Below are 13,165 nucleotides of genomic sequence, written 5' to 3' on the forward strand. Positions count from 1 at the left end.
CTCGCGGTGCCCGCGAGGGCCTCGCTCAGGCGCCGACGTAGGCCGCGAGGTGCTCACCGGTGAGGGTGGAACGGGCGGCGACGAGGTCGGCGGGCGTGCCCTCGAAGACGATCCGGCCGCCGTCGTGGCCGGCGCCGGGGCCGAGGTCGACGATCCAGTCGGCGTGCGCCATGACCGCCTGGTGGTGCTCGACGACGATGACCGACTTACCGGAGTCGACGAGCCGGTCGAGCAGGCCGAGCAGCTGCTCGACGTCGGCGAGGTGCAGGCCGGTGGTCGGCTCGTCGAGGACGTAGACGCCGCCCTTCTCGGCCATGTGGGTGGCCAGCTTGAGGCGCTGCCGCTCGCCGCCGGACAGCGTGGTGAGCGGCTGGCCGAGGCTGAGGTAGCCGAGCCCGACGTCGGCGAGCCGGTCGAGGATGGCGTGCGCGGCCGGCGTGCGCGCCTCGCCTGCGCCGAAGAACTCCTTGGCCTCGGTCACCGACATCGCGAGCACCTCGCTGATGTCGCGGCCGCCGAGGTGGTGGTCCAGCACCGATGCGCGGAACCGCTTCCCCTCGCACTCCTCACAGGTGGTGGCGACGCCCGCCATCATCGCCAGGTCGGTGTAGATCACGCCGGCGCCGTTGCAGGTGGGGCAGGCGCCCTCGGAGTTGGCGCTGAACAGCGCCGGCTTCACGCCGTTGGCCTTCGCGAACGCCTTGCGGATCGGGTCGAGCAGTCCGGTGTACGTCGCCGGGTTGCTCCGTCGCGAGCCGCGGATCGCGCCCTGGTCGATCGACACCACACCCGCGCCGGCGGGGATCGACCCGTGCACGAGCGAACTCTTGCCGGAGCCTGCGACGCCGGTGACGACGACGAGCACCCCGAGCGGGACGTCGACGTCGACGTCGCGCAGGTTGTGCGCCGTCGCGCCGCGGATCTCCAGCGTGCCGGTGGGCCTGCGCACCGTCTCCTTGAGGCGGGCTCGGTCGTCGAGATGACGGCCGGTGAGGGTGTCGCCGGCCCGCAGCCCCTCGACGGTGCCCTCGAAGCAGACGTCGCCGCCCGCCGTACCGGCGCCGGGGCCGAGGTCGACGACGTGGTCGGCGATCGCGATCGTCTCCGGCTTGTGCTCCACGACGAGCACCGTGTTGCCCTTGTCGCGCAGCCGCAGCAGCAGGTTGTTCATCCGCTGGATGTCATGGGGGTGCAGGCCCGTGGTGGGCTCGTCGAAGACGTAGGTGGTGTCGGTGAGTGAGGAGCCGAGGTGGCGGATCATCTTGACGCGCTGCGCCTCGCCGCCTGACAGCGTGCCCGACGCCCGGTCGAGCGAGAGGTAGCCCAGCCCGATCTCCACGAACGAGTCGAGGGTCTGCTGCAGCGTCGCGAGCAGCGGCGCCACCGACGGTTCGTCGAGGCCGCGGATCCATTCGGCCAGGTCGCTGATCTGCATCGCGCACGCGTCGGCGATGCTGGTCTCCTTGATCTTGGAGGACCGGGCCGCCTCGCTGAGCCGGGTGCCGTCGCACTCGGGACAGGACGTGAACGTCACCGCCCGCTCGACGAAGGCCCGGACGTGCGACTGCAGCGCCTCTTTGTCCTTGGACAGCATCGACTTCTGGATCTTCGGGATCAGGCCCTCGTACGTCAGGTTGATGCCGTCGACCTTGATCTTGGTCGGCTCCTTGTGGAGCAGGTCGTGCAGCTCGGTCTTGGTGTACCTGCGGATCGGCTTGTCGGGGTCGAAGAAGCCGCAGCCGCTGAAGATCCGGCCGTACCAGCCGTCCACGCTGTAGCCGGGGATCGTGAGCGCGCCCTCGTTGAGCGACTTGGAGTCGTCGTAGAGCTGGGACAGGTCGATGTCGGTGACCCGGCCCATGCCCTCGCAGCGCGGGCACATGCCGCCGGTGATGTTGAAGTCGCGCCGCTCCTTCACGTTCTTCCCGCCGCGCTCGAACGAGACCGCGCCCGCTCCCTTGATGGAGGCGACGTTGAAGGAGAAGGCCTGGGGCGAGCCGATGTGCGGCAGGCCGAGCCGGCTGAAGAGGATGCGCAGCATCGCGTTGGCGTCGGTGACGGTGCCGACCGTGGAGCGGGGGTTGGCCCCCATCCGCTCCTGGTCGACGATGATCGCGGTCGTCAGCCCCTCGAGCACGTCGACCTCGGGCCGAGCCAGCGTCGGCATGAAGCCCTGCACGAAGGCGCTGTAGGTCTCGTTGATCAGCCGCTGCGACTCCGCGGCGATCGTGCCGAACACCAGAGAGCTCTTGCCCGAGCCGGAGACGCCGGTGAACACCGTCAGCCGGCGCTTCGGGATCTCGATGCTGACGTCCTTGAGGTTGTTCACACGCGCGCCCTGTACGCGGATCAGATCGTGGCTGTCGGCAACATGCGGTGCAGGCGACTGTGTGTTCGTCCTCGCGGCCATACTCATCGTGTCTCCATGTCTGTCGAGCGGGGGTCTGTCGAGCGGGGTCTGTTAAGCGGGGCCGCCTTCGCGGTCTCCGTCGGCGTCGCCTGGCTTGATCTAACCAGCTTCGAGCAGTATGTCTGTTTCTTCTTCGGGGGGAGCGCCGTGCGGGAGGGGGCTCGCGTGAACGGTGACGTCCATGGCGGTCACGCTAGACGCGACTCGGATGCCGGCGCTTCTCGATTCCTGACCGGAGGCGGCTCGGGGGCGGGTTCGACCCGGAGTTTCCTGGCCTGCCGGTCGGCGATCGGGGTCTCGCAGTTCGGGACCGCCGTCAGCATGATGGTCGGTCGACGCCGCCTCGTTCCTGCTCTCCGCGCTGCTGCTCACCCGGGTACGGACGCCGCGCGTGCGCGGCACCGTCGGGGGCGCCCCGCCCCGACGGTCCTCACCCTGCTTCCCCGGCTCGTCAGGTGGTACGCGGCTCGCTGGGAGATCGCCTGACCTCGGTCGCGGTGACCGCGCCGACCCCCCGCTCGACGCGCTCGACGTCGCCGAGCACCACCGCGGCCGCCCGCCCCGGCCCCAGGTAGGTCATGGCGGCGCGGTGCACGTCCTCGACCGTCGCGGCGGCCAGCCGCTCGGCGTGGGCCGTGAGGTAGTCCAGCCGCAGTCCGAACCCGGCCAGCGTCGCGGCGTACCCGGCCAGCCCCGCCTGGGTGGCCGTCGACAGGGACAGGGAGCCGATGGCGTACCGCCGTGCCTGCTCCACCTCCTCGGAGGTCGGCGGCAGCGCGGCGATCCTGCCCAGCTCGTAGAGCGTCTCGACGAGCGCGGGCGCGGTCACCTCGGTGGCCACGTTCACCGACAGCATCACGGCCGATCCGCCGAGCGAGTGGTCGATCACCGAGCTCGGCCCGTACGAGTACCCCTTGTCCTCGCGGATGTTCTCCGTCCAGCGAGAGCAGAAGTAACCGCCGAAGATCAGGTTGGCGAGCTGCAGGGGGGCGGTGTCCCGGTGCCCTCTTCCCGAGGCGGGCAGGGCGAGCCGTATCGACGACTGCACCGCGCCGGGGCGGTCGACCAGCAGCAGCGGTCCCGGTGCGGGCCGCGGGGCGGGCGGCATCAGGATCTTCTCGCCCGGGCCGCCGGGGCCGGCCCAGTGGCCGAGCCTGCGGCTGACGAGGCCGACGGCCTCCTCGGGGTCCAGGTCGCCGACCAGCACCAGCGTGGCGCCGTCCGGGCGCATCCGCTGTCCGTGCAGGGCGCGCACGTCCTCGGCCGTCACCGCGTCCACCCGCTCGGGAGCGGGGGTGTCGACCGCGTACGGATGGTCGCCGTAGACCCGCCTGAGCAGCTCGGCCCTGGCCAGGTTCGGCGGCTGGCTCAGGACCACCCGCATCCGGTGGGCAAGGCGCTCCCGTTCGACGGACACCTCGTAGTCCGGGTGGAGCGCTCCGTCGAGCACGTCCGCGAGGATCTCCAGCAGCCGGTCGAGGCTGGAGGCCAGACAGTTCCCGCTGATCAGCCAGCGGTCGGGGCTGGCGCCGCCGTCGAGGGCGCCTCCGGCGGCCTGCAGCTCGACGGCGATCCCGGTCGCGGAGCGCGCGTCCGTGCCCGACAGCAGCGTCTGCGCCAGCAGGGCGCCCTCGGCGATGTCCACCGCCGCCATCGGGACCCACAGCCGCAGCTCGACCAGGGGAGCGGTGCGCCGGGCGATCGCCACGACGGTCAGCCCGCCGGGCAGCACGGTCTCCGCCTGCGGAGGCAGGACGAGCGGCGCGGCGGGCCCGAGCTCGGGAAGGGGGCGCACGAGCCCTGAGGTGACGGCGCTCATCGGTCCCTCCCCGGCACGACCTCGAGGGAGGCCCGTCGGCCGGGGCGCAGGCGGGAGGCCGCGGCCCTGATCTCGCCGGGGGTCACCGAGGTGAGCAGCGCGGGCAGCTCGTTGAGGAGACCGGGGGCTCCCCGTTGCAGTTCGAGGACGGCCATTCGCACCCCTCTGCCGATCACCGCGTCGCCGTCCCGCAGCAGGAGGGCGACCATCCGCGCCTGGACCCGCGCCAGCTCCTCCTGTGTCAGCCCGTCGGCCGCGAGGCGCTCGACCTCCTCGTCGACGACCTCCAGCGCCCGTTCCGCCGATCCCCCCGAGGGGAGGTTCAGCTGCAGCACCAGCGCCGTGGGGTCGAGGACGTCGAAGGCGTCCCCCATGAAGCCGGTGTGCCCGCTGATCCCGGTGGCCAGACGCTCCTTCAGCACGAGCCGCTCGACCAGGCGGGAGGAGACGCCGTCGGTGAGGACCTCCGCCAGGACCACGTACGGCAGGTAGCCGGCGAGGTCGGCGACCGGGTCGGGCACCCGCCAGGCCGCGGCGACGGCCGGCGTCGGCGCGGCCTCGTCCACGTAGGAGTGACGGCGCGTCTCGGCGAGGTCGGGCTCCGACAGGTCGGGCCTCGGCGGGGCGGGCCTGGCGGGGACGTCGCCGAAGTGCCGCTCGACCATTCGCCGCGCCTCCTCGGGGGCGAAGCCGCCGGTGACGCTCAGCACGGCGTTGCCGCAGGCGTAGTGACGGTCGAAGAACTCCTCCGCGTCGCCGATCACGGCGGCCTCGAGGTCGGCGAAGGAGCCGTAGCCGTCGTGCGCGTTGGGGAAGGTGTCGAACATCACCGGCGGGAGCCGCAGCCAGGGGAAGCCGCCGTATGGCCGGTTGAGGATGTTGACCCGGATCTCCTCCTTGACCACGTCGATCTGGTTGAGCAGGTTCTCCGGGGTGAGGCGGGGCTCGCGCATGCGGTCGGCCTCGAGGAACAGCACGCGTTCGAGCGCGTTGGCGGGCACCGTCTGGAAGTACTCGGTGTAGTCCAGGTGGGTCGAGCCGTTGAAGGTGCCCCCGGCCCCCTGCACGTGCCGGAAGTGCTCGAACTTCTCCAGGTTCGCCGAGCCCTGGAACATGAGGTGCTCGAAGAGGTGGGCGAAGCCGGTGCGGCCCTCGGGCTCGGAGCGGATGCCCACGCCGTACACGACGGCGACCCCGACCACGGGGGAGCCCGGTTCGGGCGCCAGCACCACCCGCAGGCCGTTGCCGAGCGTGAAGCGCTCGATGCGGTAGCCGGTGCGGGGGACGACGACCTCCGGTGACGGGACCCGGGTCATGCCTCGTGCCTGCGCGTCTGGCGGGCCCTCGCCGTACGGCCGTGCGGATCGATCGACGTTCCCGTTGACATGGCGTCCTTTCGCGACGCTGCGGTGGATGGCCTGGGCCCAGTTCTACCAGTCGAACCCTGCCCGAGAAGTGGGAATTTCTGCGGTTTTTGTCACCGATATTCAACCGGCCAGTCAACGTCGCGCGGAAAGCGCGGTCGCCGGGGCCCACGGCCGGCCCTTCCGCCGGGCCGTTCCGCCTGCGGGCATGCGAGACTTCGAAGCATGTGAGAGACACGGCTGGAGAAGCCGTGGGAAAAGAGGCGCCGGGATGGTCAGGAAGGCTCCGCGGGAGGACGTCACCGAGGACGGTCTGGAGGTTCACCCGCCCAAGGAGTGGGCGGCCGGCATGCCGGGAGTGGCCAGGTCGCTGCTGACCTCCTACGCCCAGATGGGCGTGGGACGCACGTTCCTGACCCTGGCCCGCGTCAACCAGAAGGACGGCTTCGACTGCCCCGGCTGCGCGTGGCCCGAGGGCGAGCACCGCAGCCCGGCGGAGTTCTGCGAGAACGGGGCGAAGGCGGTGGCGGAGGAGGCCACGACCCGCAGGGTCACCCGCGACTTCTTCGCCGGGCACTCGGTCGACGAGCTGGCGGGACGCACCGACTACTGGCTGGGGCAGCAGGGACGGCTCACCGAGCCGATGCACAAGCCGGAGGGCGCCGATCACTACGTGCCGGTGACCTGGGAGAAGGCCTTCGACATCGTCGCGCGGGAGCTGCGCGCGCTCGACGGCCCCGACGAGGCGGTGTTCTACACCTCGGGCCGCACCTCGAACGAGGCCGCGTTCGCCTACCAGCTCCTCGTACGGCGCTTCGGGACGAACAACCTCCCCGACTGCTCCAACATGTGCCACGAGTCCAGCGGCTCCGCGCTCACCCAGACCCTGGGGATCGGCAAGGGCACGGTCTCGCTGGAGGACCTGCACCGGGCCGACCTCGTCTTCGTGGTCGGCCAGAATCCCGGGACCAACCATCCGCGCATGCTGTCGGCGCTCGAGCGGGCCAAGCGGAACGGGGCGCGGATCGTCGCCGTCAACCCGCTGCCCGAGGCGGGGCTGCTGCGCTTCAAGAACCCGCAGCGGCCCTCGGGGGTGGCGGGGCGCGGCACGACGCTGGCCGACAGGTTCCTGCAGATCCGGCTCAACGGAGACCTGGCCCTGTTCAAGGCGCTGTCGCGGCTGCTGCTCGAGGCCGAGGACGCGGCCCCGGGCACGGTGGTCGACCGCGAGTTCGTCGAGGCGCACACCCACGGCTTCGAGGACTGGGCGGCGGACGCCCGCTCCCTGGACTGGGCGGACGTCGAGGAGGCGACGGGCCTCGAGCGCCGGGCCGTGGAGGAGACGGCGCGCGACGTGCTCGCGGCGCGCTCGGTGGTCGTGTGCTGGGCGATGGGCCTCACCCAGCACAAGAACTCCGTCGCCACGATCAGGGAGGTCGTCAACTTCCTGCTGCTGCGCGGGAACGTGGGCCGCCCCGGCGCCGGGGTCTGCCCGGTGCGGGGGCACTCCAACGTCCAGGGCGACCGGACGATGGGCATCTACGAGAAACCCTCGGAGGCGTTCCTCGACGCGCTCGGTGCGGAGTTCGGGTTCGAGCCGCCCCGCCGCCACGGCCTGGACACCGTCGAGGCGATCAGGGCCCTGCGGTCGGGCGAGGCGAAGGTGTTCGTCGCGATGGGCGGCAACTTCGTGGCCGCGACACCGGACACGGAGGTGACGGAGGCGGCGATGCGCAGCGCCCGGCTGACGGTGCAGGTCTCGACCAAGCTGAACCGCTCCCACGCCGTCTGCGGCAGGCAGGCGCTCATCCTGCCGACGCTCGGGCGCACCGAGCGCGACGGCGACCGGTTCGTCACGGTCGAGGACTCCATGGGCATGGTCCACGCCTCCCGCGGCAGGCTCAGGCCCGCCTCTCCCGAGCTGCTCCCCGAGGTGGCGATCGTCTGCCGGCTGGCCCGCGAGCTCTTCGGGGACGACCCCCTCGTGCCCTGGGGGGAGTTCGAGGCCGACTACGACGCCCTCAGGGACCGCGTCGCGCGGGTGGTGCCCGGCTTCGCCGACTTCAACGCCCGCGTCCGCGCCCCCGGCGGCTTCGCCCTGCCCAACGCGCCCCGTGACGAGCGGCGCTTCCCGACCGCGACGGGCAGGGCCAACTTCACCGTCAACCCTCTCGAGGTGCTGCGGGTTCCCGAGGGACGGCTGCTGCTGCAGACGGTCCGCAGCCACGACCAGTACAACACCACGATCTACGGCATGGACGACCGCTACCGGGGGGTGAGCGGCGGGCGCAGGGTCGTCTTCGTCAACCCGGACGACCTGGCCGAGCGCGGCCTGGCCGACGGGGACGCGGTCGACCTGGTCAGCGAGTGGCCGGACGGCGAGCGCAGGGCCGAGGCGTTCCGCGTCATCGCCTACCCGACGGCCCGCGGGTGCTGCGCGGCCTACTTCCCCGAGACCAACGTGCTCGTGCCGCTGGACTCGGTCGCGGAGACCTCCAACACCCCCACCTCGAAGAGCGTGGTGGTCCGGCTCGTCAGGCGTCCCGCGGCGGGCGCCTGACACCCCGCCTGCCCAGTCGGATATGGCATTTACCGTAATGGCATAAATGAATACCTGAGCGGATACTATTAAGGCGATTATTCCGTTTTAGGTTGACGAAGTGGATATATATGACTTCGTCATTGTCGGAGGCGGGTCGGCCGGAAGCGTCATCGCGAACCGGCTGTCCGCCGACCCCTCGAACCGGGTGCTGGTGCTGGAGGCGGGACGTCCCGACTCCCGCTGGGACCCCTTCATCCACATGCCCGCCGCGCTGACCTTTCCCATCGGCAGCCGCCGCTACGACTGGAGATACGAGTCCGAGCCCGAACCGCACATGCACGGCCGCCGGATCCGCCACGCCCGGGGCAAGGTGCTGGGCGGTTCCAGCAGCATCAACGGCATGATCTTCCAGCGGGGAAACCCCCTCGACTACGAGCGCTGGGGCGCGGACCCGGGCATGGAGGCCTGGGACTTCGCCCACTGCCTGCCGTACTTCAGGCGGATGGAGAACTGCCTCGCCGCCGCCCCCGACGACCCCCTGCGAGGGCGTGAGGGGCCCCTCGTGCTGGAACGGGGACCCGCGACCAACCCGCTGTTCACCGCCTTCCTCGAGGCGGCCCGGCAGGCCGGGCACGCGCTGACCGACGACGTCAACGGATACCGCCAGGAGGGCTTCGCCCCCTTCGACCGCACCATCAGCGCCGGGCGCAGGCTCTCGGCCGCCCGCGCCTACCTGCACCCCGTGAAGAGGCGCCGCAACCTGGAGATCAGGACCCGGGCGTTCGTCACGAGGATCCTCATCGAGTGCGGACGGGCCGTCGGCGTGGAGTGCGACGGCCGCGTCGTCCGAGCCGGCGAGGTCGTCCTGTGCGGCGGCGCGGTCAACTCCCCGCAGCTGCTCCAGCTCTCCGGCGTCGGCGACGCCGCGCGGCTGCGCGCTCTCGGCGTCGACGTCGCGCACGACCTGCCGGGGGTGGGGGAGAACCTGCAGGACCACCTGGAGGTCTACATCCAGTACGGCTGCAGGCTGCCGGTCTCGCTGCAGCCCGCGCTCAGACGGCGCAGTCGCCCCTCGATCGGCGCGCGGTGGCTGTTCCTGCGCAGCGGCCCCGGGGCGAGCAACCATTTCGAGGCGGGCGGCTTCGTGCGGGGCAACGACGACGTGGACTACCCCAACCTGATGTTCCACTTCCTACCCGTCGCCGTGCGCTACGACGGGTCCGCCCCGGTGGGCGGGCACGGCTACCAGGTGCACGTCGGGCCGATGCGCTCCGACGCGCGCGGCTCGGTGAGGATCAGGAGCACCGACCCCCGGGTTCATCCCGCGCTGCGCTTCAACTACCTGTCGACCGACCAGGACCGGCGGGAATGGGTCGAGGCGGTGCGGATCGCCCGTGACATCCTCAACCAACCGGCGATGGACGACTACAACGCTGGGGAGCTGTCACCCGGCGCCTCGGTGCGGACCGACGCGGAGATCCTCGACTGGGTGGCCAGGGACGCCGAGACCGCGTTGCACCCCTCGTGCACCGCCAAGATGGGCGTCGACCGTCTCGCCGTGGTCGATCCGCGCTCCATGCGGGTCCACGGCGTCGAAGGGCTCAGGGTCGTCGACGCCTCGGTCATGCCGTACGTGACGAACGGCAACATCTACGCGCCGGTCATGATGGTGGCGGAGAAGGCGGCCGACCTGATCCTGGGCAACACCCCTCTCCCCGCGCAGCGCACCGGTTTCCACCGGCACGGGCGGGGGCGGCGGCCCGATCTGGTGACCTGATCCGGCGGCCTCGCCTGTACGGCGGCGCTTTTGCACATCGCAACCGGGTCGGGGGTCACCCGGCTGCGATGTGGTCAGTACGAACCTTTCACCGTGCGAACGCTGTGCCGTTCCAGGATGTGGACGTCACCGACCAGCATCGGAAACGCCACGTCAGGCGCCCGGCAGCTTGCCGTCGACGTTGCGGGTGTTCTGGTAGGCCGCGATGAACCACTCGCCGCCCTGCCTGGCCAGAGTCCACGTCGCCCGGATGGCGCGCTCCTCGGCGGGCACGGTCTCGCCGGGAACGAGAACCCCGCCCTCCGTGATCAGCACGGCGGCGTCGGGGCCGATGAACCTGACGTCGACGATGTCCGCGAGCAGGTGGGTTCCCCGGTGCCTGCTCTGGAACTCCTGGATCAACGCGGCGCGGATGGTTTCGCGACCCGTGAAGTAGCGGTCGCCGGACAGGACCATGGTGGCGTCCTCGGTGTAGGCGTCGGCGAAGGCGTCGGCGTCGTGAGCCGCCCACGCGGCGTTGACGCGGTCGACGACCCCGCGCGCCGCCGCCTCGTCGGACCGAGCGGTCTCGTCCGCGGTGATTTCGGTGGCCATTGTTCTCCCTCTGTTTGCGGGCCCGCAGGCCCGGTGAGTCTTGCCCGCAATGGTGACACCCACCGAAGTCCGAGATTTATTCGAAATTGCGCTGTATTTACCGATATTTGTTCGGGTGACATACGGGTGGATTTCGGGGGTATAAAAACTCGTTTGGGCACACGCCGGCCACGTGGTCCGCCCGGACGCGCGCGGGCCGCGCGGTTCGTCCGGGCAGGTGGGGCCGCGCCGTCGCGTCGGCGCGCCGGGCCGGACGAGGGCGGGCGCGAGGAACCGAGGACGGGCGGAGTGGGGGAGCGCGCCGTGGCCGGACGCGGCTCCCGGACTCCGGCGCGTCACCTGACGGACGCCGCTGTCACGCTCCCGCTGTCACGGCCTGACCGTCATGGCCGACGGGTGTGGAGGCGGCCTGCGGGCTCGGAAGAGCGCCGAGCAGGTGCTCGACGGCCTCCGCGTCGCCGGTCAGCCGCAGCCGGCCCTCCGCCGCCGCCTCCTCCAGGCTCTGTCTGTGCGTCAGGAGGGCCAGGAACGTCCTGGCGTCGGTCTCGATCAAGGCGTCGGGCTCGGCCGTCTCTCCGCGGCTGATCTCCAGCCGGCCGTCCGCGACCCGGACGGAGAAGCGGTCCTCCTCGATGTGCAGGGCGTAGGCGGCCCGAAGGTGCCCGCTCCTGTCGGGGTCGAAGTGCGACCGCAGGGCGAGCACGAGCGAGTCGACGCTGGTCTCCGCGTCGCGGTCGCGCCTCGGCGAGCGCCTGCCCCAGCGGCCCAGATGGACCAGGACCGGCTCGAGGTCCAGACCCCACTCGGTCAGTTCGTAGACCCAGGAACTGGTCGGCGGGCCAAGTTTGCGACGGCGTACGACCCCGGCCTCCTCCAGCTCGCGCAGCCGCTGGGCCAGGACGTTGGGGCTCGCGTTGCGCAGACCCGCCTGCAGGTCGGTGTAGCGCTTCGGGCCCAGCACCAGCTCGCGGACGACCAGCAGGGCCCAGCGTTCGCCGACGAGGTCCAGGGCGTCGGCTATCGCGCAGCCGCCGCCGTATGTGCGCTTGGTGGCCATACCGGGAGTGTACCCCGCCGACGTCCTGACATACTCGCATCTACTTGCTATTCAGGAGTAGCCGCTAGTACTTTACTTGCGAAGACTTCACATTAATCAGCGACGCGGAGGGGATCTTGAGTACGCCTGCCGGCGCAAGTCCAACAACGTCGAAGCAGCGGTGGGTCATGGGCCTGACCTCGCTGGCTTCGTTCATGATCTCGCTCGACAGCCTGGTCGTCTCCACCGCTCTGCCGACCCTTCGCAGCGACCTGAAGGCCTCACTGGAATCGCTGGTGTGGACGGTCAACGCCTACAACCTGACCTTCGCCGTGCTGCTGCTGACGGGTGCCGCCCTCGGCGACAGGTTCGGGCGCAGACGCGTGTTCGTGCTCGGCCTCGCGCTGTTCACCGTCGCGTCGGCGGCGTGCGCGCTGTCGCCGACCGTCGGCGCGCTGATCGCGGCGCGGACGTTGCAGGGAGTCGGCGCCGCGCTGGTCATGCCGCTGGCACTGGCACAGCTGAGCGCGGCCTTCCCTCCCCAGCAGCGGGGGAAGGCGCTCGGGATCTTCATCAGCGCGACGGGACTGGCCACCTTCCTCGGGCCGTTCATCGGCGGCCTCCTGGCTCAGCAGCTGTCATGGCAGTGGATCTTCTGGATCAACGTCCCGATCGGTGTGATCGCGATCGCGCTCGTCCTGGGCCGCATCGAGGAGACCCGGGGCCCGAACACCCGCTTCGACATCGGCGGCGTCGTTCTTGTCACACTCGGCGTTTTCGGGCTGGTGTGGGGTCTGCAGCGGGGCAACGCCATCGGCTGGGGCAGCCCCGAGGTCCTCGTCTCGCTGGTGGTCGGAGCCGTCGCCGTGACGGCCTTCTTCGCCTGGGAGGGGCGCGCTCCCGCGCCGTTGCTGCCCCTGAGGTTCCTGCGCATCAGGGCCTTCTCGGCGGCGAACCTGGTGAGCTTCTTCCTCTTCGCCCAGATCTACGGCACGAACTTCATGCTGGCGCAGTTCCTGCAGAACGCGCAGGGCCACGGTCCGTTCGCCGCGGGGTTGCGGATGATGCCCTTCACCGCCACGGTGCTGATCCTCGCTCCCTTCGCGGGCACCCTCGCCGACCGCCTCGGAGAGCGGGTGCTCGTGGTCGGAGGCCTGATCCTGCAGGCCGTCGGAGTGGCGTTGACCGCGCTGGTCGTCACCCCTGACGTCGGCTACCTCTCGCTGATCGTGCCGCTGACGATCGGCAGCTGCGGCCTCGTGCTGGCGATGCCCGCGACCCAGAAGGCGGTCGTCAGCGCGGTCAAACTCCAGGAGATCGGTCAGGCCTCCGGCGTGGTGAGCATGCTGCGCTACTTCGGCGGCGTGTTCGGGATCGCGATCCTCGGCGCGGTGTTCGCGGGGACCGGCGGCTACACCTCGCCGCAGGAGTTCACCGACGGGTTCGTTCCCACCCTGGGCGTCATCGCCGCCTTCGCGGTCCTGGGAGCGGTCGCCGGTCTCGCCATCCCGGCCCGGAGCAGGGCGGTCCCGGCGGCGCCGCCGCAGCCGGGGCCCGCCGCGGTGCCGCAGGTGGACGGCGGCCCAAGAGCCTGAGCCGGAAGGAGGGGCCCGTCCGCCGGGC

At 71.0% G+C, this 13,165-nt stretch carries 8 protein-coding genes; 3 read left to right on the forward strand and 5 right to left on the reverse strand.

Translation table 11 applies throughout. From position 1 onward, the window contains the following. Window positions 1–25 precede the first annotated feature (25 nt). The 3 genes from PKF00_RS11770 to PKF00_RS11780 form a co-directional block, all read right to left on the reverse strand. Complete coding sequence (locus PKF00_RS11770; RefSeq protein ID WP_271217486.1) at window positions 26–2,416, reverse strand: ATP-binding cassette domain-containing protein; 2,391 nt, start codon at window positions 2,414–2,416, stop codon at window positions 26–28. A 445-nt stretch (window positions 2,417–2,861) separates the two neighbouring features. After that, window positions 2,862–4,229, reverse strand: coding sequence for a M16 family metallopeptidase (locus tag PKF00_RS11775; protein ID WP_271217487.1), 1,368 nt, complete (start codon window positions 4,227–4,229; stop codon window positions 2,862–2,864). Beyond that, on the reverse strand, window positions 4,226–5,545 hold the full coding sequence (locus tag PKF00_RS11780; protein WP_271217488.1) for a M16 family metallopeptidase: 1,320 nt from the start codon (window positions 5,543–5,545) through the stop codon (window positions 4,226–4,228). Before PKF00_RS11780 ends, PKF00_RS11775 begins: the two co-directional genes overlap by 4 nt. 319 nt (window positions 5,546–5,864) lie before the next feature. On the opposite strand from PKF00_RS11780, the gene PKF00_RS11785 reads away from it, so the two are divergent. Beyond that, complete coding sequence (locus tag PKF00_RS11785; RefSeq protein ID WP_271217489.1) at window positions 5,865–8,153, forward strand: FdhF/YdeP family oxidoreductase; 2,289 nt, start codon at window positions 5,865–5,867, stop codon at window positions 8,151–8,153. A 100-nt stretch (window positions 8,154–8,253) separates the two neighbouring features. Further along, a complete protein-coding gene (gene betA / locus PKF00_RS11790) occupies window positions 8,254–9,912 on the forward strand; it encodes a choline dehydrogenase (protein WP_271217490.1) in 1,659 nt (552 codons plus the stop codon). Between the two features lie 153 nt (window positions 9,913–10,065). On the opposite strand, the gene PKF00_RS11795 is transcribed toward betA, so the two are convergent. Both PKF00_RS11795 and PKF00_RS11800 read right to left on the reverse strand, forming a co-directional pair. Further along, on the reverse strand, window positions 10,066–10,506 hold the full coding sequence (locus PKF00_RS11795; RefSeq protein WP_271217491.1) for an SgcJ/EcaC family oxidoreductase: 441 nt from the start codon (window positions 10,504–10,506) through the stop codon (window positions 10,066–10,068). A gap of 355 nt (window positions 10,507–10,861) precedes the next feature. Continuing rightward, window positions 10,862–11,563 (reverse strand): winged helix-turn-helix transcriptional regulator, encoded by a 702-nt coding sequence (locus PKF00_RS11800; RefSeq protein WP_271217492.1) that lies wholly within the window; start codon window positions 11,561–11,563, stop codon window positions 10,862–10,864. A gap of 167 nt (window positions 11,564–11,730) precedes the next feature. Between PKF00_RS11800 and PKF00_RS11805 the strand changes: the two genes are divergently transcribed. Further along, window positions 11,731–13,137 carry an MFS transporter gene (locus tag PKF00_RS11805; RefSeq protein WP_271217493.1) on the forward strand — a complete coding sequence of 469 codons (1,407 nt, stop codon included), beginning with the start codon at window positions 11,731–11,733 and terminating at the stop codon, window positions 13,135–13,137. Window positions 13,138–13,165: the final 28 nt, after the last annotated feature.

Origin of the sequence: Streptosporangium carneum, from assembly GCF_027922005.1 — a bacterium.
GTDB classification, from domain to species: Bacteria; Actinomycetota; Actinomycetes; order Streptosporangiales; family Streptosporangiaceae; genus Streptosporangium; species Streptosporangium carneum.

What these genes read in the sequence shown, in the direction of transcription:
- PKF00_RS11770 (WP_271217486.1), bottom strand. Translation starts at nt 2,416, where the DNA reads ATGAGTATGGCCGCGAGGACGAACACACAGTCGCCTGCACCGCATGTT.
- PKF00_RS11775 (WP_271217487.1), bottom strand. Translation starts at nt 4,229, where the DNA reads ATGAGCGCCGTCACCTCAGGGCTCGTGCGCCCCCTTCCCGAGCTCGGG.
- PKF00_RS11780 (WP_271217488.1), bottom strand. Translation starts at nt 5,545, where the DNA reads ATGACCCGGGTCCCGTCACCGGAGGTCGTCGTCCCCCGCACCGGCTAC.
- PKF00_RS11785 (WP_271217489.1), top strand. Translation starts at nt 5,865, where the DNA reads ATGGTCAGGAAGGCTCCGCGGGAGGACGTCACCGAGGACGGTCTGGAG.
- PKF00_RS11795 (WP_271217491.1), bottom strand. Translation starts at nt 10,506, where the DNA reads ATGGCCACCGAAATCACCGCGGACGAGACCGCTCGGTCCGACGAGGCG.
- PKF00_RS11800 (WP_271217492.1), bottom strand. Translation starts at nt 11,563, where the DNA reads ATGGCCACCAAGCGCACATACGGCGGCGGCTGCGCGATAGCCGACGCC.
- PKF00_RS11805 (WP_271217493.1), top strand. Translation starts at nt 11,731, where the DNA reads ATGGGCCTGACCTCGCTGGCTTCGTTCATGATCTCGCTCGACAGCCTG.